Origin of the sequence: Flavobacterium sp. MEB061 (assembly GCF_000834715.1) — a bacterium.
Classification (GTDB): Bacteria; Bacteroidota; Bacteroidia; order Flavobacteriales; family Flavobacteriaceae; genus Flavobacterium; species Flavobacterium pectinovorum.
The window spans coordinates 96,829-123,231 of sequence record NZ_JXQR01000015.1 but is presented as its reverse complement, the minus strand read 5'-3'; the positions used below and the strand labels follow the sequence as shown (position 1 = coordinate 123,231).

General features: G+C 31.2%; 29 protein-coding genes. 17 read left to right on the top strand and 12 right to left on the bottom strand.

Features of this window, described 5'->3' with window-relative positions; translation table 11 throughout:
- Positions 1-16 precede the first annotated feature (16 nt).
- The 3 genes from RT99_RS07855 (at position 17) to RT99_RS07845 (ending at position 2,988) form a co-directional block, all read left to right on the top strand.
- On the top strand, positions 17-985 hold the full coding sequence (locus tag RT99_RS07855; RefSeq protein WP_042564186.1) for a hypothetical protein: 969 nt from the start codon (positions 17-19) through the stop codon (positions 983-985).
- A 145-nt stretch (positions 986-1,130) separates the two neighbouring features.
- The gene (locus RT99_RS07850; RefSeq protein ID WP_042564185.1) at positions 1,131-2,201 is read left to right on the top strand and encodes a glycosyltransferase family 9 protein; all 1,071 of its coding nucleotides are present in this window, start codon (positions 1,131-1,133) and stop codon (positions 2,199-2,201) included.
- A 1-nt stretch (position 2,202) separates the two neighbouring features.
- Complete coding sequence (locus RT99_RS07845) at positions 2,203-2,988, top strand: glycosyltransferase family 2 protein (protein ID WP_042564184.1); 786 nt, start codon at positions 2,203-2,205, stop codon at positions 2,986-2,988.
- On the opposite strand, the gene RT99_RS07840 is transcribed toward RT99_RS07845, so the two are convergent.
- Complete coding sequence (locus RT99_RS07840) at positions 2,969-3,736, bottom strand: hypothetical protein (protein ID WP_042564183.1); 768 nt, start codon at positions 3,734-3,736, stop codon at positions 2,969-2,971. The two genes, RT99_RS07845 and RT99_RS07840, sit on opposite strands and share 20 nt — an antisense overlap.
- 83 nt (positions 3,737-3,819) lie before the next feature.
- Here RT99_RS07840 and RT99_RS07835 point away from each other — a divergent pair, with 83 nt between their 5' ends.
- The gene (locus tag RT99_RS07835) at positions 3,820-4,896 is read left to right on the top strand and encodes a glycosyltransferase family 1 protein (protein ID WP_042564182.1); all 1,077 of its coding nucleotides are present in this window, start codon (positions 3,820-3,822) and stop codon (positions 4,894-4,896) included.
- Here the strand turns inward: RT99_RS07835 and RT99_RS07830 are convergent.
- Positions 4,893-5,777: a hypothetical protein gene (locus RT99_RS07830; RefSeq protein WP_042564181.1), complete on the bottom strand. Its 885-nt coding sequence runs from the start codon at positions 5,775-5,777 to the stop codon at positions 4,893-4,895. The two genes, RT99_RS07835 and RT99_RS07830, sit on opposite strands and share 4 nt — an antisense overlap.
- 407 nt (positions 5,778-6,184) lie before the next feature.
- Between RT99_RS07830 and RT99_RS07825 the strand changes: the two genes are divergently transcribed.
- A complete protein-coding gene (locus RT99_RS07825; protein WP_131494903.1) occupies positions 6,185-6,982 on the top strand; it encodes a hypothetical protein in 798 nt (265 codons plus the stop codon).
- A 1-nt stretch (position 6,983) separates the two neighbouring features.
- Here RT99_RS07825 and RT99_RS07820 read toward each other — a convergent pair whose 3' ends face one another.
- Positions 6,984-8,159: a glycosyltransferase gene (locus tag RT99_RS07820; protein ID WP_165587189.1), complete on the bottom strand. Its 1,176-nt coding sequence runs from the start codon at positions 8,157-8,159 to the stop codon at positions 6,984-6,986.
- A gap of 422 nt (positions 8,160-8,581) precedes the next feature.
- Between RT99_RS07820 and RT99_RS07815 the strand changes: the two genes are divergently transcribed.
- Positions 8,582-9,142 carry an L-threonylcarbamoyladenylate synthase gene (locus RT99_RS07815; RefSeq protein ID WP_042564178.1) on the top strand — a complete coding sequence of 187 codons (561 nt, stop codon included), beginning with the start codon at positions 8,582-8,584 and terminating at the stop codon, positions 9,140-9,142.
- A gap of 175 nt (positions 9,143-9,317) precedes the next feature.
- On the opposite strand, the gene RT99_RS07810 is transcribed toward RT99_RS07815, so the two are convergent.
- Both RT99_RS07810 and RT99_RS07805 read right to left on the bottom strand, forming a co-directional pair.
- A complete protein-coding gene (locus RT99_RS07810; protein ID WP_042564177.1) occupies positions 9,318-10,079 on the bottom strand; it encodes a hypothetical protein in 762 nt (253 codons plus the stop codon).
- Between the two features lie 160 nt (positions 10,080-10,239).
- Positions 10,240-11,364 carry a cysteine desulfurase family protein gene (locus RT99_RS07805; RefSeq protein ID WP_042564176.1) on the bottom strand — a complete coding sequence of 375 codons (1,125 nt, stop codon included), beginning with the start codon at positions 11,362-11,364 and terminating at the stop codon, positions 10,240-10,242.
- Positions 11,365-11,450: 86 nt separating this feature from the next.
- Here RT99_RS07805 and RT99_RS07800 point away from each other — a divergent pair, with 86 nt between their 5' ends.
- The gene (locus RT99_RS07800; RefSeq protein WP_131494902.1) at positions 11,451-12,425 is read left to right on the top strand and encodes a hypothetical protein; all 975 of its coding nucleotides are present in this window, start codon (positions 11,451-11,453) and stop codon (positions 12,423-12,425) included.
- Positions 12,426-12,565: 140 nt separating this feature from the next.
- On the opposite strand, the gene RT99_RS07795 is transcribed toward RT99_RS07800, so the two are convergent.
- Together RT99_RS07795 and RT99_RS07790 are read right to left on the bottom strand one after the other, a co-directional pair.
- A complete protein-coding gene (locus RT99_RS07795; protein WP_042564174.1) occupies positions 12,566-13,117 on the bottom strand; it encodes a Smr/MutS family protein in 552 nt (183 codons plus the stop codon).
- On the bottom strand, positions 13,107-13,292 hold the full coding sequence (locus RT99_RS07790) for a hypothetical protein (protein WP_042564173.1): 186 nt from the start codon (positions 13,290-13,292) through the stop codon (positions 13,107-13,109). The genes RT99_RS07795 and RT99_RS07790 overlap by 11 nt, the downstream gene beginning before the upstream one ends.
- 105 nt (positions 13,293-13,397) lie before the next feature.
- Here RT99_RS07790 and RT99_RS07785 point away from each other — a divergent pair, with 105 nt between their 5' ends.
- Positions 13,398-13,682, top strand: coding sequence for a DUF2752 domain-containing protein (locus RT99_RS07785; RefSeq protein ID WP_042564172.1), 285 nt, complete (start codon positions 13,398-13,400; stop codon positions 13,680-13,682).
- Between the two features lie 14 nt (positions 13,683-13,696).
- Here RT99_RS07785 and RT99_RS07780 read toward each other — a convergent pair whose 3' ends face one another.
- Positions 13,697-14,398, bottom strand: a complete 702-nt coding sequence (locus tag RT99_RS07780; RefSeq protein WP_042564171.1) for a DUF1003 domain-containing protein — start codon at positions 14,396-14,398, stop codon at positions 13,697-13,699.
- 193 nt (positions 14,399-14,591) lie between these two features.
- On the opposite strand from RT99_RS07780, the gene epsC reads away from it, so the two are divergent.
- From epsC to RT99_RS07760, 4 genes are all read left to right on the top strand, one after another.
- A complete protein-coding gene (gene epsC, locus RT99_RS07775; RefSeq protein WP_042564170.1) occupies positions 14,592-15,383 on the top strand; it encodes a serine O-acetyltransferase EpsC in 792 nt (263 codons plus the stop codon).
- Entirely contained in the window at positions 15,383-16,270 is an 888-nt protein-coding gene (cysM, locus tag RT99_RS07770) for a cysteine synthase CysM (protein ID WP_042564169.1), read from the top strand. Before epsC ends, cysM begins: the two co-directional genes overlap by 1 nt.
- A 214-nt stretch (positions 16,271-16,484) precedes the next feature.
- Positions 16,485-17,471: an aldo/keto reductase gene (locus RT99_RS07765; protein ID WP_042564168.1), complete on the top strand. Its 987-nt coding sequence runs from the start codon at positions 16,485-16,487 to the stop codon at positions 17,469-17,471.
- A 122-nt stretch (positions 17,472-17,593) separates the two neighbouring features.
- Positions 17,594-18,040 (top strand): hypothetical protein, encoded by a 447-nt coding sequence (locus tag RT99_RS07760; protein ID WP_042564167.1) that lies wholly within the window; start codon positions 17,594-17,596, stop codon positions 18,038-18,040.
- Here the strand turns inward: RT99_RS07760 and RT99_RS07755 are convergent.
- Positions 18,037-18,912, bottom strand: a complete 876-nt coding sequence (locus RT99_RS07755; RefSeq protein WP_242607187.1) for a sensor histidine kinase KdpD — start codon at positions 18,910-18,912, stop codon at positions 18,037-18,039. The two genes, RT99_RS07760 and RT99_RS07755, sit on opposite strands and share 4 nt — an antisense overlap.
- Positions 18,913-19,244: 332 nt before the next feature.
- Here RT99_RS07755 and rlmD point away from each other — a divergent pair, with 332 nt between their 5' ends.
- From rlmD to RT99_RS07740, 3 genes are read left to right on the top strand one after another with little or no spacing between them, the layout of a single operon-like run.
- Complete coding sequence (gene rlmD, locus RT99_RS07750; RefSeq protein WP_042564165.1) at positions 19,245-20,657, top strand: 23S rRNA (uracil(1939)-C(5))-methyltransferase RlmD; 1,413 nt, start codon at positions 19,245-19,247, stop codon at positions 20,655-20,657.
- 11 nt (positions 20,658-20,668) lie between these two features.
- Positions 20,669-21,205, top strand: coding sequence for a DUF6452 family protein (locus RT99_RS07745; protein WP_042564164.1), 537 nt, complete (start codon positions 20,669-20,671; stop codon positions 21,203-21,205).
- Positions 21,177-22,001 (top strand): DUF6048 family protein, encoded by an 825-nt coding sequence (locus RT99_RS07740; protein ID WP_042564163.1) that lies wholly within the window; start codon positions 21,177-21,179, stop codon positions 21,999-22,001. Before RT99_RS07745 ends, RT99_RS07740 begins: the two co-directional genes overlap by 29 nt.
- Positions 22,002-22,086: 85 nt before the next feature.
- Here the strand turns inward: RT99_RS07740 and RT99_RS07735 are convergent, their stop codons facing one another.
- The 3 genes from RT99_RS07735 to RT99_RS07725 all read right to left on the bottom strand — a co-directional run bounded on the left by RT99_RS07735 (position 22,087) and on the right by RT99_RS07725 (position 24,628).
- Entirely contained in the window at positions 22,087-22,779 is a 693-nt protein-coding gene (locus tag RT99_RS07735; RefSeq protein ID WP_042564162.1) for an aspartate/glutamate racemase family protein, read from the bottom strand.
- A 242-nt stretch (positions 22,780-23,021) separates the two neighbouring features.
- The gene (locus tag RT99_RS07730; RefSeq protein WP_042564161.1) at positions 23,022-23,258 is read right to left on the bottom strand and encodes a hypothetical protein; all 237 of its coding nucleotides are present in this window, start codon (positions 23,256-23,258) and stop codon (positions 23,022-23,024) included.
- A 206-nt stretch (positions 23,259-23,464) separates the two neighbouring features.
- Positions 23,465-24,628 carry a class I SAM-dependent RNA methyltransferase gene (locus RT99_RS07725; protein ID WP_042564160.1) on the bottom strand — a complete coding sequence of 388 codons (1,164 nt, stop codon included), beginning with the start codon at positions 24,626-24,628 and terminating at the stop codon, positions 23,465-23,467.
- Positions 24,629-24,759: 131 nt separating this feature from the next.
- Between RT99_RS07725 and RT99_RS07720 the strand changes: the two genes are divergently transcribed.
- Positions 24,760-25,524, top strand: coding sequence for a bifunctional 2-polyprenyl-6-hydroxyphenol methylase/3-demethylubiquinol 3-O-methyltransferase UbiG (locus RT99_RS07720; RefSeq protein ID WP_042564159.1), 765 nt, complete (start codon positions 24,760-24,762; stop codon positions 25,522-25,524).
- Positions 25,525-25,613: 89 nt separating this feature from the next.
- On the top strand, positions 25,614-26,282 hold the full coding sequence (locus RT99_RS07715) for a ZIP family metal transporter (RefSeq protein ID WP_042564158.1): 669 nt from the start codon (positions 25,614-25,616) through the stop codon (positions 26,280-26,282).
- Positions 26,283-26,403 lie beyond the last annotated feature (121 nt).

Genomic DNA, 26,403 nt, shown 5'->3' with positions numbered 1-26,403 from the left:
TAAAAATATTCTTACAATGGTAATTACTATTATTAGTCACGATAATTGGGGTTATAACGACAATATTGCGATAGCTCTTGAAAAAAGAGGACATACCGTGAATCATATAGATTTTAATACTTTCAAATACAAGTATCCAAGTTTTGTATACCGTATTTATAATTTTTTTCTAAAAGCATTTTTTAAGAAAAATATAAAAAATATTCATTTTGGAAAAGAAATAAATAATCGTTTAGAAAAACTCGGAGAAATTCAGGATGTAATTCTAACTATAAAAGGTGATTTTATTGATCCAAAAAATATTTTAGAGTTTAAAAAATATACCAAAAAATCAATTGCTTTTTTTAATGATAATATCTATCGCTGCCCAAAAATAATCCGCATTCTTCCTCATTTTGATGAAGTCTATTCATTTGAAAAAGAAGATTGTGCAAAATACAACCTAAAATTTATAACTAATTTTATTTACAAAGAATCAAAACTAAATCCGGTCAGAATTTTCAAATACGATATTTTTAATATTAGTTCAAAAGATAATAGATTTAATATTATATCTAAAATTGCAGATGAACTGAGTAACAAGGGAATTTCATTTAAAATTATTATTTACGATAAAAAGAATAAAACAAAAAACGCCAACATTGAATTCATTTCAGAATACATTCAAATTGATCAGGTTAATGAATTCGTAAACGATTCCAAATTCCTTTTAGACATTCATCGAAAAGAACAGAATGGATTAACTTTTAGGGTATTTGAAAGTTTGGGACTGCAAAAGAAATTAATTACAACAAATCCCAATATTGCTCACTATGACTTTTATAATCCCAAAAACATATTAATTATTGATGAAACAAACATAAATTTTGACACTGATTTTTTTACTTCTCCTTACGAACCAATTCCTGAGAATATTTATACGAAATACACCATAGAAAATTGGATCGAAACAGTTTTTGATTTATCAAAAAAACAGCAGCATTAATAAGAAAACACAAATCCCTACTTATGATATGTTTAAGTAAATAAAATATTATACTTCATTATTAAATCCAAATTCCTTTCTGAAATATGATTGGGATTTGGATTTTTTTGCTTCAATTTGCAATCTCTTTATAAATACCACATAAATGAAGATACTTGTAATTCAGCAAAAAATGATTGGTGATGTTTTAGTCAGCAGCATTATATGCAACAATTTGCGTGCTGCCTATCCTGACGCTCAAATCGATTATTTGGTTTATTCCTCAACAACTCCTGTTTTGGAAGGGAATTTAAGTATTGATAATATTATTCTTTTTGAAGAAAAACATCGAAAAAGCAAAAAGGAATTATTAAATCTTGCCTTTCAGATTCGTAAAGAAAAATACGATCTGTTAATCGATGCTTATTCAAAATTAGAAAGCTGGATTTTGGTTTTATTAAGTAATGCCAAAAGAAAAATATCATATAAAAAACCGGGAAGAAACTTTCTATATACAGACAATGTTCCGTTTGAACCTTTTCCTAAAACAAACTTGGGCTTAGCAATAGAGAGGCGACTTTCGTTATTGGAACCTTTGGATTTAAAAATTAAAATAGATCCAATTCCTAAATTGTTTGTTTCAGAAAAAGAAAATCAGGAAGCAATTGCAATTTTTGAAAAACACCTGGTTCGAAAAGATCGAAAAACAGTTATGATTAGTCTTTTGGGAAGTGAAAAACTAAAAACATATCCTTTAGACTTCATGGCAAAAGTTATTGATTATGTTGCTGATAATGCCGATGTAAATATTCTTTTTAATTATTTCCCAAAGCAGCTCGAAGAGGCCAAAACTGTTTTTAATGCCTGCAAACCTTCAACTCAGGAAAAAATTTATTTTGATTTACTAGGGGGCGATTTACGTTCTTTTATTGGTATTGTAAATCAATGCGATTTTATAATTGGTAATGACGGAGGAGCTATAAATATGGCAAAAGCGCTCGAAAAACCTTCGTTTATTATTTTTTCTCCGTGGATTGAAAAGAAAATCTGGGCCACCTTTGAAGACGGAATCCATCATCTTTCGGTACATCTAAAAGATTATCGTCCTGATTTATTTGAAAATAAAACTGAAAAAATGCTTAAAAAAGACGCATTATCTCTATACAAAGAATTTAAACCAGAATTTTTTACAGCTAAAATTGAGTCTTTTTTAATCCAAAATCTTAGCACAAAATAAAATGGTTTTGGCAGAAAAACAGCGGTTAACAGTTTTAATCATTACTTACAATGAAGAGTCGAACATAAAAACACTTCTTGATGATTTGGCTTTTGCCGATGAGATAATTGTAGTAGATTCTTTTAGTACCGATAAAACTTTTGAGGTTGTTTCAGGATTTAAAAATGTAAAAATATTTCAGCGCACATTTGATAATTTTGCCTTACAACGTAATTTTGCCTTAAGTCTCGCCACAAATTCATGGATTCTTTTTATTGACGCCGATGAAAGATTGACGCCTAAACTTAAACAGGAAATAGATTTTACGATAAATCAAAAAGACAGCGCTTCGGCTTATTTTGTTTATCGAAATTTTATGTTCAAAAACAAAAAAATACGTTTCAGCGGCTGGCAAACTGACAAAATCATCCGACTTTTCAAAAAAGAACATGCACATTATAATGTCAATAAAATTGTGCATGAAAAATTAATCGTAAACGGAAAAACAAAAAAATTAAAACATAAACTGAATCATTACTCGTATTCCAGTTACAACGAATACAAGCAAAAAATGATTTTTTATGGAAAATTAAAAGCACAAGAACAATTTATAAAAAACACAAAACCAAGCTTTTATCATTTCTATCTACGCCCTGCTTATAAATTTTTAAATCAGTATTTTTTACGATTAGGAGTTCTGGATGGCCGAAAAGGAATTATTATCTGTTATTTAAATGCTTTAAGCGTTTTTGTACGCTATCAGGAACTTAAAAAAATTATTAAACAAGCTAAGACTTCCAAAATTTAAGCTTCTTTTTCAGTCTTTTCTTTCTGGCGAATTCTTCTTGAAAATCTACCGTTGCTTTCCACATAGTGTCGAAAATTTCAGCTTCTGTTTTATCTTTATAAAACTTTGAGTATTCGTTACTCATAACCGCAATCATTTCTTTATGAGGCGTTAAGCGTCTAAAATTATTCATGCGTTGTTCAAAAGTCATATCTGCATGAAAGTTCATTCGGTTTAAATCAACCAGAAAAAAATCATATTTATTGCCAGTCGTTTTTTTGATTAAAGTATTTCCTGGCGAATGATCTAAAAACTCAACCCCTTTTTGATGTAAATCGAAAGTAAATTTCGAAAACTGTCTTAGTATATTATCATGATCCGGATAATCAGGAATTTCTACGAGTTCTCTATAGGTTAATTCAGTAATTAAATGCTCACTTGCATAATAACTGTCTTTTAAACCAATAGCATTAAAATTTTCAAGAAATGCAATTGGCTGCGGAGTTCCAATACCTTTTTCTAATAAAATAGTTGCAAATTCAAACGAACGTCTTGCTTTTGACTTTCGAAAATATTTGTAAGCAATTTTATTTACGATATTTGGTATTTTAAAAGATTTGATATTAATTGTAGTTCCATTCAGTTCAAACAATTTTATTTTATTTCGATCACCATTTCCAAAAAGAGTTCCTGAATTATTAAACGTTTTAATATTATCAAGTACAGATAGGGTACTATTTTCAAAAGCGGGATTTACTTTAAAATTCATCAGTATATTTTTATAAACAACAAAAATACATATACAATTTAACACATCAAATTAATATTGTATTTTCGTGAAAAAATTAAGTAATGTCACACAAAAAAAGAGTCTTTTTAGAAACCCATAATATAAACAACAGAGCTACTGGCTTAGGAACTTTTAACTATGAACTTATTAAAGGTCTACAACATCTTTCTTTTGACGACTTAGAGCTTCATCTTAATTCTGGCAAACCTGATTTACTTAAAAATGAATTTGGAGCTAAATTTGAATATCACAAATACAGATCGTTTCATAGGTATAAGCACTTTAGACCTATGGATAAATATGATTTATGGCATTCAGTTAACCAAAATTCTAAATTAGAACCGCGAAAAAACACAAAATACTTACTTACAATTCATGATGTAAATTTTGTTGAAGAAATTTCATCAGATATGAATCATAAACGCAATCGCCTGTTTATTGAAAAATTAGCCAGAGCGAATGCTATTACTTATATCTCTGAGTTTGCAAAAAAGCAAACACATGATTATTTTAAAGTTCCTAATGTTCCGGAACACATCATTTATAACGGAAATCCGATATCTACACTGCTAGACACATCAAATTTTATAAGTAATGTTCCTGTAGACAAGCCTTTCTTTTATACCATCGGAGATTTTATTGAAAGAAAAAATTATACATCTATTATTAATATGATGAAATTAATAAAAGATTATAATTTGATTATTTCCGGAAATGACACCAAAAAATACGGCGAGGTTATTAGAAAACTAATTGAAAATAATGGCCTTAAAAACCATGTTTTTTTAACCGGAAAAGTGAGCGATGAAGGCAAACAATATTATATGAAAAACTGCGCTGCCTTTCTTTTTCCTTCTATAAGAGAAGGTTTTGGTTTACCACCTATTGAAGCGATGAGCTTTGGCAAACCGGTATTTTTATCAGACAAAACTTCTTTGCCTGAAATTGGTGGCGATGTTGCAAGTTATTGGACTAATTTTGATCCTGAATATATGAAAAATGTACTTTTTGATGGATTAGACCACTTTAATGCTAATAAAAACGAAATGGAGACTCTAATGAAAAAAAGAGCCTCAAGTTTCGACTGGAAAGTTGCAGCTGCTGATTATTTAGAGGTATATAAACAAATTTTATTTTAAGCCTTAATCTTTTTTTTCATTAGAAACTTAAACCATTGTCCGAAATTCTTTCTTAGTAAAAAGAATTTTCCAATATTAATTTTATTGCTTAATTTAAAATTACTTAACAATTCCTGAAGAGAATTTCCTTTCATGAATTCTAACGTTTTCCAATGCATTGGATCTAAATAGAAGAACCCGCGAATTTGTTTGTAATTTGATATCGAAACCGAATCCCATTTACTCATAAATTCATTTTTGTTGATCTCGTCATTATGTCCCCAGTTTTCTATTTTTTGAACTAAATCTTCTCTTGATCTCGACAAACAATCGTGCAGTGCAACAGAATCTGTATAAATAGATCTACATTTGGCGTGTCTTCCAATTTTATAATTTGGATAGTTTGTTGCAATCATAAACTTATCTAGTTTATCAACGTATAAAACACCTTCCTCTACATATTTATATAAGTTAATTTTGAATCCGCATATTTGAACGATCTTATTTTCAGGGTTAATTAGCAGATCGTTTTTTGCTTTTAAAAAAGAAACAAATTTTCTAAAATCATAAAAATACTCATCAGAATCAAGTTGAATTAGCCAGTTTCCAATTCCCATTTTATGGGCAAGCATTTTACGCTCCCGGATTTCACATTCCATTGCAGTAAGTCCCTGGATATAAAACTCTTCTTCATATATGACAATCTTTTTTTGCGTATCAAAATCTTCAATCCACTTAAAAAAATCCTCCTTAATTTCTATAGTTTGGCCTTTCCATGTTTTTCTGTTGCTGTCAATTGCTAAAAAAACAGTATCCGAATCACTGTAAACTGTTGGTATTGCATTTTTTAGCAACTCGTAATCGTATGAAACTAAATATCCTACCTGTATCTTTCCTTCCATTAACTTCGCTATAAAATTCCTTGCAATTTATTATTAAATCTCTATTTTTGTTATTAATCAACAATAATATATTTAGTAGACAACTTTATTTTTAAATGGTTGCGTACAAGTTTTTTTTTAATCTTATTCTTTTTTTTAATCAGTTCCAATTGTTTATTTAATTTTGAATAGATTTTAAAATTGATAAAAAAACTTTCCAAATTAATTATCTGTAATTAACCATAAGCCTTTAAAAAAATTCCAATATGAAAATTTGTTTAATAAGTTTTGACTTTTTCTCCTTTGATCAAAATATTGTACTCGAATTAAAACGTCAAAATATTGAAAAACATCATATTGATATATCGAAATACAAATACGAATACCCAAATATTTTTAGTAAGATAACTAATTTTTTAAACAAAATATTGTTTAAAAAGAATATAAAAAAAATTGAACTAGAAAAAGATATCTTAAACCGTCTTGAAAAATTAGGTCGTCAGGATATCATTTTAATTATAAGACCCGATCGGCTGACAAAACAAACTCATCTAAAAATAAAAAATTATACGGATAAATATATCACCTACATTTATGATAGCTGTACTCGTTTTCCTATAGACGATTTATTAAAAGACAAAATTTTCGACAAGATATATTCTTTTGATTTACAAGACTGCAAAAAATTTGGCTTCAATTTCATCACTAATTATATCTATTTAGAAAAGAAAGAGATTCAGCCTCTTTCTAAAATAAATAATAGCATATTCATTATTTTATCAATAGATGAAAGGTTGCATTTATTAAACAAAATTGCCAATTATTTATCGGACAATGCTATTGCGTTTAAATTTATTATTACAGGAAAGAAAAGACCAAAAAATATAAATGATAATATAATTTACACCAAAAAGCCCATTTTTATTGATGCTTTAATGGAAGAATTAGAAAACTCAAATGTGTACTTAGATCTAATAAGACATGGTCATAACGGACTAAGTTTTAGAATATTCGAAGCTTTAGCAATGCAAAAGAAAATTATAACCACAAATAAATCGATTGCTGAATATGATTTCTATAATCCGAATAATATTTTGATCCTTGACGAAAACTCAGAGATAGATATAAACCCCGATTTTTTTAAAACTCCATACCAACCTTTAAGTGATGCCGTTTATTATAAATATACTATTGAAAATTGGGTAAAAACCATATTTAAGCTGTAAATTATTTCACTAAACTTAAAATTTTATTTTCGATGGTATTGATAGAAAAAGGTTCTATAACTTTTTTAGAATCAGAGCTTATCTTTTCCCATACTTCTTTGTTTTTATATAGTAAAAGTATATTCTCAACAATCTCCTGACTTGTATTTCCGACTATAATATTTCTATTTTCTTTAAAATTGAAACCTTCTGCACCAATACTTGTTGTGACCAATGGAAGGCCAAATTCTAAACTTTGCCCAATTTTACCTTTAATTCCGGCACCATAACGAAGCGGGGCTAGAAAAATTCGTGAATTTAAAAAATAAGGCGAAACTTCTTTTGCGAATCCTATTATTTTGAATTTATCTGAATTCAGCTTTAATATCGATTCCGGCGGATTACTACCAATGATTGAAATTGAAATTTCGGGCTCTGATTTCCATAATAACGGCATTATTTCATTAGATAAATATTGCACTGCATCAACATTTGGTTTATGATCAAAGCCTCCAATAAACAATAAATCTTTTCGATCTTCAAAAGATACCGGATTTTTATTTTCTATATATTGATGAATGTTTCCAATACTTACTATTTTAGAATCTTCTGTATAAAAATCCTTTAGAGTTTCTTTTTCAATATCAGAAATTACAATGATTTTATCTGCTTTTTGACAATTATCCAATTCTAACTTCAGATACTTATCCGCATTTTTCATTATGTCAGGATTTGCTGTCAATTCATATTCTCTTTTAAATCGTAGATAATGAAAATCAACCATGTCAAAAAATATTTTTAAATCTGGCTTATTCTTCTTCACAATTGGATAATATTTTTCAAAAATTTCCGGTCTGTGCAGCCATGCAAAATTCGCAAATGGAAGAACTTGTTTTAGAAAATCATTTTTAGTGATTAATTTTCCTGAATTGTTTATACTTGGCTCATAAACTACAACTCCCAGATCTTTAAAATATTGGACATAATTTGTTGCAAAACGGTATTCTTTAAAATCTGCCAGTAAAAAAACACCAATCTTATTTGCAATCAGTAATTTTATAATTTCTGTCAATCGTCTTGAACCTGAATCTTTATCAAATTCAGGGACTTTAGTATCAACTATAATAACGTTTGAATCGTATTTTAAGTTACCAATAAAATCGAATTGTTTATTTTCTTTTCTCAGCTTTTTAGCCAAAAATTTTAACCTAAAATATAACTTTATTGTTTTAAACATTCTTATTGTATTGTTTTATGTTTTATTTAAATAGCTATTTTAGAAAATACTTTAAAATATATCTTACTAGGTTCTACTACAAAAAATAACTTTATAATAATTAATTAAATTATAGAAAATCTTATTTTATTATGGATCAAAATTGATACGAATTCTAAAAATAAAGCTTATCAGATTAGAAATATAAAATTTTCATTCGACCCAGATATTTTAAAGTCCAAAAATAGTTTATTTTTGACATTTATAAATAGCCAATTTATTGACACTATTATAAATTAATAATTATACCTGTTTACTACACAATTAAAATTTTGTTTAAATAATTTAAAACCAAAATCTTTAGACAAAACAAAAAATAAAAATCAGTATTTAACACTAAAATAATGAACGAAGAAATACACAACGCTTACGAAGTTATAAAAGAAGGCGGAATAATACTTTACCCAACTGATACCGTATGGGGAATTGGTTGTGATGCTACAAATCCTGAAGCTGTTGCCAAAATATACAAACTTAAACAGCGTGCCGAAACACAAAGCATGATTGTTTTGATGAATGGCGAAAAAATGATGTACAATGTTTTTAAAAATATTCCTGAAGTTGCCTGGCAAATTTTAGATTTATCAGAAAAACCAACTACTCTAATATTAGATGAACCCAGAAATGTCGCTAAAAACATCATTGCAGCTGATAATTCGCTTGCAGTGCGTATTGTAAAAGAGCCTTTTTGCTTTAAATTATTAGAGCGAATGAAAAAACCATTGGTTTCGACTTCGGCTAATATTTCCGGACAGCCCACTCCTATTGCTTTCAAAGATATTAATCCTGAAATCATCAAAGGAGTTGATTATGTAGTAAAATTAAATCATGATAAAATAGGAGGAAAACCTTCGACAATCATCAAATTGACCAATGATTCGCAGGTAAAAGTGATAAGGAAATAATTTTAGAGACTAGATTTAGAGCCTAAATCAGTTTTCAAAGCTAAAGATACATAATCACAACTAAAATAAGCCCCTGATAATTGAATATTTGAGCCCATGCTTCGAGAAGTTTAAATAAAAAAAAGAGGTTATTTCAAGTTGTGAAACATCCTCTTTTAAATTTTCTAAAAAAGTATTAACTACTCATTATAGTATATTCATTTATTAAAAAACTTAAATACCCCCAATCAGTAGAGTTTTTAGGATATTTTTTCATAAACGCAGCATTATCTCCAAAAAGAAAATCATAATTGTCTTCAAAATCATCTTTGTGAAGCCATATTACTTTCTCTCCTTTTTTTACATAAAAAGATTTAGTAACGCCACCTCCTAATTTTAATCCTCCGGGTGCAACAAATCCGCCTGTTTCTTTAGCATTTGGATCGTGATAAACTGCTATGATCTTATCAAAATCAGGGTTTAAAACTTGCATCAAAAACTCCTTATTTTCTTTTTTGTTTTTTAAAGAAACAGTTTCATTAACAAAGTGAATATGCTCGTTTGTTGTACTTTTATCTAGTTTTTTAGTACCAATATTTCTAATATTACTCATGTACTTGCCTACTTTCATGCCTTTTTCAAAGTTACTAGGAAGAACATACATTTCTTTGACATCTTCTGCTTTAAAAGTTTCTTCTTTTTTAGTTACGCTGTCTTTTAATGATATTGCATAGATTTGTCCTTTTTTAGTATCAATATCTTTGCAATATCCTTTATGTATAGTACCATCTTTGAGTAATACTGTAGATATTTTTTTAGAAGAAGGTCCTGAAAATCCTTCATTAAAAAGATACATTTCCATTTTTTTAACGTCTTCCTTAGAATACTTGATTTTTTCTTGTGCTACAGATAATAAGCTTGAAAAGCTCAACAATAGCGATAACATTTTAACCTTCATGTCTTTTAGATTTATTAATTGATTGCAAAAATACATATTTCAATAAATTAATAAACTAATTCTTACTTTTTTTTTAAAAATAAAAAATAATACTAATTATTAAACAATCAATAAACCTTTGAATCCCAATCCCTTTGCAACTCTGTCTCTTTGTACCTTTTTAAAGAGTTTTCAAACTTTGAATTAGCCAGTCAATATCTTCTTTGGTATTATAATGACTAAATGAAATTCGGAGATTTGGTAATTTTAAATCCGTTTCCGAAAGCATTTCTTTTAAAACATGTGAAGGCTTTATACTTCCTGACTGGCAGGCGCTTCCTCTGGAAACAGCAATTCCTTTCATATCCAGACTAAATAATAACATCGAAGTTTTATCTTCAGAAAAAGGTAAAATGATATTGATGATATTATAAAAATCTTCTTTTTTACCGTTAATTCTAAAACCCGGAAAATGAATTTCTAATTGTTGAATAAGATACATTTTCAAGTCGGAAATATATTTTCTTTCTTCCTCTAAATTTTCATAGGAAACAGACAAGGCTTTTGCCATTCCGGCAATTTGATGTACCGCTTCGGTTCCTGCGCGAAGTCCTTTTTCCTGTTCTCCACCAAAAATTAATGGTTGCAAACCTGAGTTTTTACGAATAAAAACAAAACCAATTCCTTTTGGTCCATGAAATTTGTGCGCGCTTGCAACAATAAAGTCAACAGTAGTTTTTTGCAAATCGATTTCGGTTTTACCCACAGACTGAACAGTATCTGAATGAAATAAAGTATTGTATTGCCTGCAAATAACACTAACTCTGTCAAGATCTAAAATAGCGCCTGTTTCGTTGTTTACGTGCATTAAACTGACAATCGTTTTTTTATCCTCAGATAATAAACTTGATAAATGTGTTAAATCGATACTTCCGTCATGATTTACATCAACATAATCAACCTGAATACCATAATCTGATTGTAAAGCTAAAACGGCATATAAAACCGCATGATGTTCAATTTTTGAAGTTATAATACGGGTCACTTTTAAATCTTCAACTGCCGAACGAAGAATCCAGTTATCAGCTTCTGTACCGCCGGATGTAAATATAATTTCCTGTGCAGAACAATTTAACTGTTTTGCAATACTTTTTCTGGAAAGTTCTAAAATAGTTTTTCCATTTCGTCCAAAACTGTGCGTAGATGAGGGATTACCAAAATCTTCAGTCATCACTTTTGTCATTTCGTGAATAACTTCAGGTCGCAAGGCTGTAGTTGAGGCGTTATCGAGATATACTTTTTTCATTGGTGCAAAGTTAAGAAATATCAATTGTGAATTCTTAAATATCATTTGCCAAATTTTTCACTATTTTTGACCCAAATAAAATTATGATGAGAAAATATGCAAGCTTACTGTTATTCGCATTTTTATTAAATGGTTGCGATGATGGTGATATAACTGTTGATAACGTTGACTTTAGTAAAATTACAAACTCTGCAAGCTGTACTGATGAGAATTTATTGGTTTATAAACTTAAAACTCAGGAATCATTACTATTGCAAGTACCTGAAAATACTTTTCCTGAAAACCCAACACCCGTAGGCGTGCCAAATCAATACAATATTGACAATAGTAGTTACAGACTTGTTTACAGAGGTTATGACGGAACAATAGCAGGAACATACATTTGTAGTTTAATACCGCCAACATCGCCTAAAGTTATCGATGAATGGTATGCTAAATCAGGGTTAATAGAAATAGAAACCGTACAAACAGCAACAGAACCCGACGCTAATAATGCTACGAGAATTAATGGATATAGTCATAACATTATAATTAAAAATGTTACTTATTCTGTTTCCGGTGTCGATGTAACTGTACCTGAAATTGTATTTGGAGACTTTTCTACAAAATTGGAAACCACATTAGATTTAACATTTGATGAAACAGCAGCACAATGTACTACATCAGGACAAATTTATAATTTTATTGTATCTGGAGCAGCTATAACAATTGATGCTGTAGAATCTGGTTTAATTCAAAACACTGTTACTCCATTAAATCAGCCAAGAACAGCGGTGATAGGTGCTACCAATAATAAACTTTTATACCGAGTTTACAACAGTACTTTGACCGAAGATTATTTTTGCCAGACTACTACTCCATCAACTCCATCTTTAAAAGAAACATGGACTGGAGCTACAGACACAAATGGTTCTATTGAAGTAACCACTACTACGGATGGACCAAATGCATTTAAGCACACAATTGTACTTAAAAATGTAACACTTCAAAAAGGAAACAGCAGCTTTAGATTAGGGAACACTTTTGCAATAGGATCGTTTTCAACAAGTGTTGCAAACTAAATAATCCAGTTCTTTTCAAAGCTATAAATTCTTACAAAAAAAAACATCCGTTTTTAAAATTGATTTCTCATCGAAATTGACTTTAAAAACGGATGTTTTTTTATGCTTTATTTTGAGTGTTTTCAATTCAATAAACAATCTTATTTATTGTTTTGCTTAATATAAACTTCTGTTGCTCCCAACCCATATTTTTGATAATTGGCATCCTGAAAATCTATTCCGTCATAACGGCCTAATAAAAAATCAAGTTCCGCTTTTAAGATTCCTTCGCCAACTCCGTGAATAAAAACAATTTTCGGAATTCGATTTCTAATCGCAAATTCGATGTGTCTTTTTGCCGTTTCTGTCTGCAGAGTCAAGATGTCATAATTTGACATTCCACGTTTATTAGGAACCAGTTTTTCAATGTGCAAATCAAATTCCGGAGCGGCAATTTCGCGTTTATCTTTCTTTTCTTTTACAAAACTTCTTGGTTTTGGCTCCGTTTTCTCTTTTGAAATTTCTTCTAAATTAATTCTTTTAATAGAATTCATTAAATTACTGGAATCTTGCATTTTAAGTAATTCATTGACAAAAAATGTCATCAAAAATCCATCTTCAGTTTCGATCAAAACTTCCTTGTTTTTTACCGAAACAACTGTTCCGTTTATGGCTTCGTCTAAAACGGAAACCTTATCTCCTTTATTCAACATCATGCTCCTCTTTTTCTTGATTTTTACTTGGTGTTTTTGCACTCAGCTGCATCATTCCATACATGAAAACTGCAATAGCAACTACCATAATATAGATATTTTTTTCTGCCGAAACCTGCTCATATAAGGCAACCGAAATGGCAAGTATCATTATTAAAATTTTAAAAGCTTTCATATTTTAAAGTATAAGAATCCAAAAGTATGAAACTTTAAAATACTAGTTCCTACCTCCTGCAATGTTATCGGATATTTTTTTGTAAAATTGTAAAAAATAATCGCTTTGAATTTAGAGAAATTTATGCTGCCTTGTTTGTTCAAAACGCTGTTCGGAATCGAGTGTCTGGGCTGCGGTTTTCAACGCGCATTATTCTTACTTTTTCAGGGTGATTTTTTTGCTGCTTTTAAGATGTATCCGGCACTTTATTCTACCCTTTTATTTTTCGGATTTGGAGCTTTATATCTTTTCCAAAAATCAAAAAACAATCAAAAAATGCTTTGGGTTTCAGCTGTCATAAATGGCTTATTTATGGTTGTCGGATATTACTTCAAACACTTTTATTTTTAATTTTTTAACCTGAATTATTTCTTAATCTGATTCAGAATATCGTTCATCATTTCGATTTGTACTTTCTGAATTTCGATTAATTCCTGTTGCTGATGCATAATCAAATGATCAATTTTATCATGAATCATTCTGATTTCAAGTTCAGATTTCAGATTGATCATGTAATCTTTTTTGGCACGGGTTCTGTCTTTTTCTTCCTGACGATTTTGGCTCATCATAATTACCGGAGCCTGCAAAGCTGCAATACAGGATAAAATCAAATTCAGCAAAATAAACGGATAAGGATCAAATCCTTTATTCACCAAAATATAAACATTTGAACTGATCCAAATGACAATAAAAAGCAAAAACGAAATGATAAAAGTCCAGCTTCCGCCAAAATCAGCTACTTTATCGGCTATTTTTTGACCAAAACTTCTCGTTTCTTCTTCATCTTCTACAATACTTACAATTGATTTATCTTCTTTTAAAGAGGTAATAACACTTTTTTCAAGATCAGATAATGTACCAATTTCTGTAGATAAATAATTTGAAACATATTTCTGGCGGTAGTCATTTAATTCTTTAACAGCAATAAAATCAGCATCACAAAAAGAAGGATGATCCTGAATAATAAGTCCTAAAATAGGATCATGGATAGATTTTCCTGAAACTTTTTCGTTTGCAGGAAAAGACAGGTTAGAAATAGCGCTCTTAAAAGTCTGATTATTTTTCATTTTTAATATATTTGACTGGCTAAATTACACATTTAACTTCTTAAGAATCATATAAATTATTGCCTTTCAAAAATCTTTTATTTATCACAAATAGAATTCTTAAAACAAAATTTCTTTAGTTAATTCGTGCCTTTATTTACAAAAAACGCCTTACTTTTAACGTTTCAAAATTATTCATCCAATTTTTATAATTGTGTCAAAAAATACCATCATAGAGAATATAAAAGCTTTAAAAAGCCATTTAAATATAAATTACGGAATCAAAACTAAAACTGAAGATTTTACCGAAAAGCTTTTTTATACTCTTTTTGATTCAAATGCGCCTTTAGATCAAAGTATCGACGAACTCGAAATACGTTTTAAGGAAATAGCTGTTCTGGCCTGTAAAAAGCCTCAAAATATGTGCGAATCTATCTGGGATCGTTTCCTGGAAAAATTGCCCGGCGTTCTGGAAAAACTAAATCAGGATGCAGAATATATCTTAGAAAATGATCCAGCATCAAATAGTATTGATGAAGTTTATTTAGGCTATCCTGGTTTTTATGCCATTGCGATTTACAGATTAAGCCATGAATTATATCAGCTTGATTTATTGTTGTTTTCGAGATTAATGAGCGAATATGCACACCGTATTACCGGAACCGATATTCATGCCGGTGCACAAATTGCCTCGCCATTTTTTATTGATCACGCAACGGGAATTGTTATTGGAGAAACTACCGTGATTGAAAAAAACGTAAAAATTTATCAGGGAGTTACACTTGGCGCATTGAGCGTAAGCAAGGAAATGAAAAATGCAAAACGTCATCCAACTGTAGAAAAAAATGTTTGCATTTATGCCAACGCCACTATTTTGGGTGGTCAGACTACAATTGGCAAAAACAGTATTATTGGCGGAAATGCCTGGGTAACAAAATCTATTCCTGCAGGTTCTATTGTCATGAATACCACTACAACTGAAGTTAAAATAAAAGAAATAAAATAATGGGTCCACAGAAATTGCTAAACCTAATTGGAAATACTCCATTGATGGAAACTGTCAATTTGGTTAAAAATAAAAACGTAAAACTTTTACTGAAATTAGAGGGGAATAATCCAGGCGGAAGCGTAAAAGACAGAGCAGCATACAATATGATTGCATCGGCTCTTGAAAGAGGCGACATTAAAAAAGGAGATAAACTAATTGAAGCTACAAGCGGAAATACCGGAATTGCTCTTGCAATGATCGCGCAATTGTTTCAAATTGAAATAGAACTGGTTTTACCGGAAGATTCTACAAAAGAACGCACTCAAACAATGCGTGCATATGGCGCTACAGTAATTTTAACACCTGCCAGCGAAGGAATTATTGGTTCGCGTGATTATGCCGATAAAAAAGTCGCACAAGGCGGATATATCATGCTAAATCAGTTTGCAAATGATGATAACTGGAAAGCGCATTACAAAACTACAGGTCCTGAAATCTGGAATGATACTGACGGAACTGTAACGCATTTTGTTTCGGCAATGGGAACGACAGGAACTATTATTGGAACTTCGACTTATTTAAAAGAAAAAAATCCCGCCATTCAAATCATTGGCGCGCAGCCAAGCGACGGATCTCAAATTCCAGGAATCCGCAAATGGCCACAAGAATATTTACCGAAAATTTTTGATGCTTCAAAAGTAGATACTGTTGTTGATGTAAGCGAAGAAGAAGCCAGAGAAATGACAAAAAGATTAGCTCTTGAAGAAGGTGTTTTCGCCGGAATGAGCAGCGGGGGTTCTGTTGCAGTTGCCCTAAAAATCGCCGAACAATTAGAATCCGGAGTTATTGTTGCCGTTATCTGCGACCGCGGTGATCGTTATTTATCTTCGGATTTATTTGATTGAGGAATTAGCCACTAAGTCGCTAAGGCACTAAGTTTCTAAGTTTCTTATTGAGCTAAAAAATCAGCAACTTAGAAACTCAAATTCTTACAACTTTAAAAAACCTGTGTTAATCTGCTCAATCCGTAAAATCTGTGGGCAAAAAAGACGCACTGCAGTGCGCCTCTACAGAAAGCCTTTGAACCTTTGCTACTATGAACCTCTGAACCTTAAAGAAATGAACTACAGAAAACTAGGAAAAACAAACTTCAATATATCAGAAATCTCACTTGGCACCTGGCAAGTTGGAGGGAAATGGGGATCTCCGTTTGATAATAAAACAGCAGACGAACTTTTGAATACTGCAATTGATAACGGCGTTAATTTTATTGATACTGCCGATGTTTACGAAAATGGATTGAGCGAAACTGCCGTTGGGCGTGTCGTTCGTTCAAGATCTGAGCGTATATATGTCGCTACAAAATGTGGGCGACAAATTAATCCGCATGTAAATGAAGGTTATCAGCCAAAAGTGCTTCAGAAATATGTTGAAGACAGTTTAAAAAGAATGGGATTGGAAACACTAGATCTGATTCAGCTACACTGTCCTCCTACCGAAGTTTATTACCGACCTGAGATTTTCGAAATGTTTGATCGTTTAAAAGATCAGGGCAAGATTTTAAATCTTGGCGTAAGCGTCGAAAAAGTCGAAGAAGCTTTGAAAGCAATTGAATATTCGAATGTTACAACGGTTCAGATTATTTTTAATTTATTTCGTCAGCGTCCGTCGCAATTGTTTTTCTCAGAAGCCAGAAAAAAAGATATCGGAATAATTGCCAGAGTTCCCTTAGCAAGCGGACTTTTAACAGGCAAATTTGATGCAAAAACAACTTTTGAAGCAGATGATCATCGTAATTTTAATAGAAATGGAGAAGCCTTTGATAAAGGTGAAACTTTTTCAGGAATTGATTATAATTTAGGCTTAAAAGCAGTTCAGGAATTAAAAGCATTATTTCCCGAAGCTGAAAATCTGGCACCGTATGCCTTGCAATGGATTTTAGGTTTTGAAGATATTAGCTGTATTATTCCTGGAGCTTCAAAAACAAGTCATGTTTTGTCTAATTTATCAGTTTATGATCAGCCAAAATTAACTCCTGAAAAAATTTCGGCTATGAACGCTATTTATGAAGAATATATAAAACCTTCTGTTCATCAACTATGGTAGTTTTAAGGTTCTGAGGTTCTAAGTTTTTTTCTTATATAATTTTGCTGGAATGAGAAACATCAGCTTTTCAAAAGTAATCTTAGTACCTTAGCAACTTAGAATCTTAGAATCTTTTTTTCGAAATGCTTACAAAATCAAATTTTAAAGAATGGTTTAACCGATATAAATATGCGGAGTTAGCCAGTACAAGTGCTGCACTTTTAACATCACTTTTCAGTAAAATTTATAGCGGATTAACAACTGCATATTTGATTACGTTTGCAGAATATTTTGCTTTTTATGGTGTAATAATCTTTACTTCATACAGGAAATTAGCGAAGCAAAATAAGATTTTAGAAAAAACTACGACATTAAAAGATGTTATATCTCTTATAAAAAACCTGGCGTTAGAATTTGGATATCCTGCCTTTTTAGACTTTTTGGTAGTTCGCCCATTTTGCATGTATTGGATGCCGATTTTATGCGGAAATTATTTCTTCGGAATTATTCTTGGAAAAATTACAGCCGATTCTTGTTTTTATTTCTTTACAATTATCAACTATGAAATTATAAAAAGGAGGAAAAACTAAATTTCAAATACAATTTTAAATTCAGCTCCTTTGTTTTTTCCTTCGCTGGCAGCGGTTAATTCACCTTGGTTTCTTTCGATTATTTTTTTGCATAAATACAAACCAATTCCGGTTGAAGTTTCTTTTGCAGTTCCTAATCGGCTCATTTTGGTAAATTTCTTAAACAATTCATTAATTTGATTTTTATCAAAACCAATTCCGTTATCAGTAACAGTAATGATCAACTGGTCATTTTCAATGTACATTCTTACTTTAATTTCACTATCAAAATAAGAAAACTTAATAGCATTACTTATTAAGTTAACCAAAACCTGAACCAATAAACCTTCATCAATTCTAAGTTTAGCTTCTTCCAATTCTACACTTAGGCTTAATTTTATATTTTTATCCAATAAACGCTGCTCAACCTGTTCATTAATAAAGGGCAAAATATTCGGGAAAATAATCGTTTTCAATTCCTGATTTAATCTTACAACCTGGTCTTGTTCGTTTAACAACTTAATAAAGTTTTCGATATATCTAAATTGCAAATCAGTCGATTCGCAAATTAAAGCAGCCATATCTTTTACAGATTGTGATGGATTTTCCTCAATAATTAATTTTGCCAGACCCTGCGGATTTCCTGCAAAGTTTTTCAAATCATGCGAAAGCATATAAATCAGATCCTGTTTTTCGTTGATAAAACTTTCGGCTTCATAAATAGATTCCTGAATATTACACATTAACAATCCCGCTTCATCAGAGTATCCGGTTGGTAAAACAGATAATCTTCGATTGTTTCTGTAATCGTTCAAAGATTTTGATGCAATTGCTATAGGTTTTATCAATTGATTCAAAATCAACAATGTTATTAAAGTAGCCAACAAAGTCATTATCAAAGAAAAAACTAAAATAGAAGTTGGAGAGATAGCACTATTATAATAAAGGACAAAAAACAAAATTCCGATTAGAGGAATATGTATACCAATAAACGCAACAAATAAAAATTTGAAGGCATAACTCTTTTTTAAAAAGCTAATTTGTGAAAGCTTGTGGTACAACTTCATAAAAAAACAATACAAATAGGTTAAAAATGCAGCATTTGGGGATTGTTGCAAAGGCAAAGTTACCTTTTAAACGTTATTAAACTCAATAAATTGATAAAATTGGTAAAATATTTTGAAAATTAAATTTGTAAAAGTTTACAAACCCTTATTTTTGCGCTATGGGAAGAAAAAATACAGACAAAGTTGTCTTTCATCAAATTCCGGTTCTTGATGCCGGAGCAAAAGGAGTTTCAGTTGCGAAAGCTCCTGACGGAAAAGTAATCTTTATTCCGAATGTTGTACCCGGAGATGTGGTTGACGTACAAACTTTCAAAAAAAGAAAGGCTTATTACGAAGGTAAAGCCGTAAAATTTCATGAATTATCAGAACATCGCATTGAACCTATTTGCGATCATTTTGGAGTTTGTGGAGGTTGTAAATGGCAAAACATGAAATACAGCCAACAGTTGTATTATAAACAAAATGAAGTAAAAAATCACTTACAACGTATTGGAAAAGTTGAACTTCCTGAATTTGAAACTATTTTAGGTTCAGAAAAACAGTTTTTCTACAGAAATAAAATGGAATTTTCGTTTTCTAACGCTCGTTGGTTAACCGAAAAAGAAATTGGAAGTACAGAAGATTTAGGAAACAGAAACGCACTGGGATTTCATATTCCGAAAATGTGGGATAAAATCCTTGATATCCAAAAATGTTATTTGCAGGAAGATCCTTCAAATGCGATCAGAAACGAAATTCGGGATTTTGCCAACGAACATAATCTGGCATTTTTTAACCCAAGAGAACAATCAGGTTTATTAAGAACTTTTATGATTCGTACTGCTTCAACGGGAGAAATCATGGTTTTGATTCAGTTTTTTGAAAATGACAAGAAAAATCGTGAACTTATTCTGGATCATTTATACGAGAAATTTCCGCAAATTACTTCATTGCAATATGTCGTAAATTCGAAGCAAAATGATACTATTTACGATCAGGATATAAAATTATACAAAGGAAGAGATTATATTCTGGAAGAAATGGAAGGTTTAAAATTTAGCATCAATGCTAAATCATTTTACCAAACCAATTCTGATCAGGCTTATGAACTGTATAAAATTACACGCGACTTTGCCGGACTTACAGGCGACGAAACTGTTTATGATTTATATACAGGAACAGGAACTATTGCTCAGTTCGTTTCTAAAAAAGCAAAAAAAGTAATTGGCGTAGAAAGTGTTCCGGAAGCAATTTTGGATGCTAAAGCAAATGCAGAACGCAATAATATTACAAATTGTGAGTTTTTTGTTGGTGACATGAAAGTAGTTTTCAATGAAGCTTTTATCGCACAGCATGGAAAACCTGACGTTATTATTACAGATCCGCCAAGAGATGGAATGCACAAAGACGTTATTGATCAAATCTTAAAAATTGCTCCTAAAAAAGTAGTTTACGTAAGCTGTAACTCGGCTACACAAGCACGCGATTTAGCTCTAATGGATGAAAAATACAAAGTAACCCGTGTTCGTCCGGTTGATATGTTTCCGCAAACGCATCATGTTGAAAATGTTGTACTTTTAGAACTTCGATAACTAAATTATAAATGAAAAAAATAATCTCATTTTTATTACTCTTTGCTTTTGGATTGTCAGGTTGCGAGAAGGATGATATTTGTGACGCAAATACACCAACCACTCCCCGATTGATAATTTCGTTTTACGATATTAATAATCCAACTGTAAGGAAAAAAGTAACAAGATTAAAAGTAATTGGCGACGGACAAACGGAAGGAATCGTTTTTAACAAAACAGCCCTTGATGATGAAAAATACATTACCAGCGGTGATTCTATTGGTATTCCATTAAAAACAGATGAAGATACAGTCACTTATAGTTTTATTTTAAATTCAGATAATACAAATGCAGATTTGGTTAATACTGATAAATTAAAATTTAATTATACCAGGCAAAATGTGTATGTATCCAGAGCTTGTGGTTTTAAAACTATTTTTAAACTGAATACTCAAACACCTTACGAACAAACAGATCCTACCAGTGATGGTTTATGGATGCAAAATATCGCCCCAATAAATCTTAACATTGAATTTGAAGATGAAACACACATTAAAGTATATCATTAGTACTTGTTTATTGCTTTCAATGTTTTTGGTTAACGCCCAGGATTCGACGGCGACAAAAGAAATCGTTCCTGAAAAAACAAAAACTGTAGCAAAACCTGTAACAAAAGCAAAACCAGCTCAGGAAACAAAAACTGATACTGTTGTTCCTCCAAAAACAAATCGTTATGGTTTGCGCGTAGGTGTCGATTTGTATAAACTAACCCGCGGTTTATATGATAAAGATTATAAAGGAATTGAAATTGTAGGTGATTTTCGCTTAACGAAAAAATACTATATAGCAGCAGAACTTGGTTTTGAAGATAAAACTACAGATGACGACAGATTAAACTCTACCGCAACAGGGACATATATTAAAGGTGGTTTTGATTATAACCTATACCAAAACTGGCTTGATATGGAAAACATCATAAGCATAGGTTTACGTGGTGGTTTTAGTACCTTTAGTCAGCAATTGAACAGTTATAAAATTTACAACGCAAATCCTTATTGGGGTGAAGAACCTGCAATTGCTGCGGGACAAAAATTTGACGGCTTAACAGCAGGATGGCTTGAAGTTACAGCAGGTTTAAAAGCAAAAGTTTTTAATAATGTATTCGTAGGTTTCTCTGTTCAGTTAAAGCTTTTGGTAGCCAATAAAACACCTGATGGTTTTGATAATCTGTATATTCCAGGTTTCAACAGAACGTATGACGGTAATTTCGGAATTGGTTTTAACTATACTGTTTCTTACTTTATTCCGCTTTATAAGAAAAAAGTAATTATACCTGAAATTCAAAAAAGCAGTCCAAAGAAATAATTTTCATAAATAAATAAAAGCCACGAATTCACGAATTGATTATTTAATTCGTGAATTCGTGGCTTTTAAATTTTATATTTTTTAATTAAGACAATTGAAATTCAACTGCGGCTTTTGAATGAATCAAAGTTGTATCAAAAACAGGAACATCAACATCTTCAGGTAAAATCACTAGCGGAATTTCGGTACATCCTAAAATAATACCCTCAGCTCCTCTTTTTATTAATTCGTTTGCAATTTCCAGATAACGTTTTTTGGTTTCGGGAGTTACAAGTCCTTTTCCTAATTCTTCAAAAATGGTGGTGTGAATAAAATCTTTATCATTTTCACTTTCCGGAATAATAGCTTCAATTCTCTGAGCGATAAGTTTATCTTTAAAAAAATCGAGTTCCATTGTAAATTTGGTTCCCAATAAACCTACTTTTTTCAAATTTTGCTTCTGAATTTCTTTCGCTGTTTCTGTAGCAATATGAATAATTGGCAAATCGATAGCTTCTTCAAGTTTGTCAGCAATCAAATGCATGGTATTGGCACATAAAACAATGGCTTCTGCTCCACCTGCTTTTAAAAACTGGCTGCCTTTTAAAAGCATCTTAAAAGTCGAATCCCAATCGTTGTTTTCGTTATTCTTTTTTATATCAGCATAATTGAAAGAATAAAGTAAACATTCTGAGAAGTTTAAATCTCCCATTTTTTCATTTATTCCCTGATTTATAAGTTTGTAATAATCAGCTGTAGAAACCCAGCTAATTCCGCCTATAAGTCCAATTATCTTCATAAATAACTATCTTTTAAATATTACTTAATTATTTTTAACGCAGAGAACGCAAAGGTTTTTCGCAGAGTTCACTAAGATTTAAGTTGTGTTTACACAATCAAAGTCCGCAAAGCGTGTAAATATTTTTTCACGCAGATTTTAAAAGATTTAAGCAAATTTACGCAGATAAATTATCTAGATTAATCTGCTCAAATCTGCGTGAAAAAAAATCTTTATAATCCTTTAATCTGTGGCTAACTAAATTATCCGATTTCTCTAATTCCTTTTATAAAAATCCATTTCATGAAAAGCTTTTCACCGTCTTTTGTTTTTACCGCCTGAAATTTAGGCGAAATCAAAGTCGCCACAATAAAAGCCGTCATCGGAATCCAAAGTCCGGTTAATTGTGTATACGTTGCGACCAAAAAGCGACCTAAAATAAATAAAATCGCGAAACATCCTAATTGATATAAAAAAGCTCTTACTTGTAGTTTTGACATTTTTTTTAAAGTTACTAAGGTTCTGAGATACTAAGTGGCTAAGGTTTTTATTTAGCAGCTTATTTTCTGAACCTTAAATTATTATTTAAAGTTGCTATCCTGAGACTTAGGGACCGAGTTTCTAAGATGCTAAGTTTTTACATTACATAAGTAATAAAGCAAAGCTAAAAAAACTTAGAACCTTAGCATCTTAGTATCTCAGAATCTTATTCAGAAACCTGAAACTTCGTTCTCTTACTTCCTTCGTACATTTCGTATTTTACCAAACGGGCTTCAAGACTTGCGTTGAAAAGTTTGATTTTTCTTGAAGGTTTTAATCCCACAAATTTTAATGCTTCAAGATTTGCTGTTATAAACCAGGCATTTGTTCCCGGGTAACTTTTCTTTAAAGTATCACCAATATTTTTGTAGAATTCTTCCATATGAATATCCAGACGCTCATCATAAGGAGGATTAAAAACCATGTGCAGTTTTCCTTCAACAGCTTTTTCAGTATCAAAAAAGTTATCTTCAGAAATAGTAACGTAATCGTCAAGATTGGCATTTTTGATATTGTCTTTGGCTTTATTTACTGCACTCGGTGCTTTATCAAAACCTTTAATGGTATAATGAAACTCTTTTGTTTTTTTCATCAAACTATTTACAATCTGATCAAATAAATCATTGTCCCAGTCTTTCCATTTTTCGAAAGCAAATTCTTTTCTGTTGATGTTTGCCGGAATGTTACAAGCAATCATAGCTGCTTCCGCCAAAAAAGTTCCGGATCCGCACATTGGATCTAAAAAGTGACTTTGACCTTCCCAACCTGATAACAACAAAATTCCTGCTGCCAAAACTTCGTTGATTGGCGCAATATTCGTAGCCGTTCTGTAGCCACGCTGATGCAATGAATTTCCTGAGGTATCCAAAGCAACCGAAACCTGATCTTTATCGATATGAACGTTGATTCTTAAATCAGGAAAAGCTTTATCAATACTTGGGCGTTGTCCCGTTCTTTCTCGAAACTGATCCACAATTGCATCTTTACATTTTTGAGAAACGAATTCTGAGTGATTAAAATATGTTGAATGCACCGTTGCATCAATAACAAAAGTTTGGTTGGCGTTTAATAGCTTAGACCAGTTTACGCCCGAAATTCCTTTATATAAAGCCTGTTCGTTATTAGCTCTAAATGAGTAAATTGGTTTTAAAACTTTAAGTGCTGTTCTTAGCGATAAATTGGCTTTATACATAAAACCTTTATCACCTTTAAAACTCACCATCCTTACCCCTTTCTCGACATCCTGCGCACCAAGATCACGCAATTCTTTTTCTAATATTTCCTCAAAACCAAAAAAACATTTGGCTATCATTCTAAAATTTTCTTCCATCTTTATTTTTGTTTAAAAAAAACTCCGATCGCATACACACATCTGATTATTCAGGTATCGTCACGAAATAGTTATTTTTCGGCAAAAATACACTAAATTTGCCGGACTTTGAATTAATTGAAATAGAATAAATGTCTGAAGCACCAAACTCATCAACACCAAATCAGGAGCGTAACACAGAAAACTGGTTTACATCATGGTTTGATACTCCGTATTATCACATTCTTTATAAAGACCGAAATTACAGAGAAGCGCAGATTTTTATGGATAATCTTACGCATTATTTAAACCTGCCCGAAAAAGCAAAAGTTCTTGATTTAGCTTGCGGAAAAGGGCGTCATTCTATTTATTTAAATCAACTTGGTTTTAATGTTTTAGGAGCAGATTTATCTGAAAACAGTATTGCCGAAGCCAATAAAAACAGCAACGAAACCCTGCATTTTAAAGTGCATGATATGCGCGAACCTTTTGAAGAAAAATTCGACGCAATTTTTAATCTGTTTACCAGTTTTGGTTATTTCGAAAGTGACGATGACAATCTAACGACCTTAAAAGCCATTAAGGAAAGTTTATCAGAATATGGCTTTGCCGTAATTGATTTCATGAATGTTAATCAGGTAATTGAAACCCTGGTGCCGGAAGAAACTAAAACTGTTGAAGACATCGATTTTAAAATAAAAAGATATGTTCAGGACGGTCATATTTTTAAGGAAATAGATTTTGAAGATCAAGGCAGAAAATACCATTTTACCGAAAAAGTAAAAGCTTTAACCCTAAAAGACTTTGAAGAATTAATGGCCGAAGCCGGAATTTTTCTATTGGATATTTTTGGAGACTACAAACTCAAAAAATTCCACAAAACCGAAAGCGAACGATTAATCATGATTTTTAAATAAATTGGTGAATCGTTTAATTGTTTAACCGTTTAATCGCTAAGCAAAAAAACAATTAACCGATTAAACGAATCAACGATTAAACAATAAAGATGAACTATTTATTACCCTTATTTTCTGTACTTCTGGGCTATGCTGTGGCTTTGTTTTTAAAACCAAAAAACAAAACCAATCTAAAACTATTATTGGCATTTAGTGGTTCTTTTTTATTATCGTTAACCGTAATGCATTTATTGCCTGAAGTTTACGAATCTCACAATCACAATATTGGTTTATTTATAATGATCGGGATTTTATTTCAGATCATTCTGGAGTTTTTTTCAAAAGGTGCAGAACACGGACACGTTCACGGGCATGCACAAATGTCACAAATTCCGTGGCTCCTGTTTATAAGTCTGTGTATCCATGCTTTTCTTGAAGGTTTTCCGGTAAGCCATCATCATGGTTTAGCGGTTGGAATTGCGATTCATCATTTGCCAATTGCCGTGATTTTAACCACGTTTTTCATCAACGCAGGTTTAAACAAAAAAGCCATTTTTGCTTTTATGCTTACTTTCGCCATTATGACGCCGCTTGGTACAATTGCTTCAGAATATTTACCCGTTTTAAATCACTATTATACTGAAATTACAGCCATTGTAATTGGTATTTTATTCCATATTTCGTCAACAATTATTTTTGAAAGCAGCGAAGGACATAAATTCAATATCGCCAAAGTCTCCATGATCGTTCTCGGAATTTTATTGGCATTTCTATTATAATAAGGGCGTGACCAAATTCACAAAAGGCGCTATTTAACAAGCCGCTTATGAGCGCCTTTCGCAAATTCGGTCGGGCTATCCGCATTACTTCGGTAATTTGCTCCTATCCCTCACGCAACAA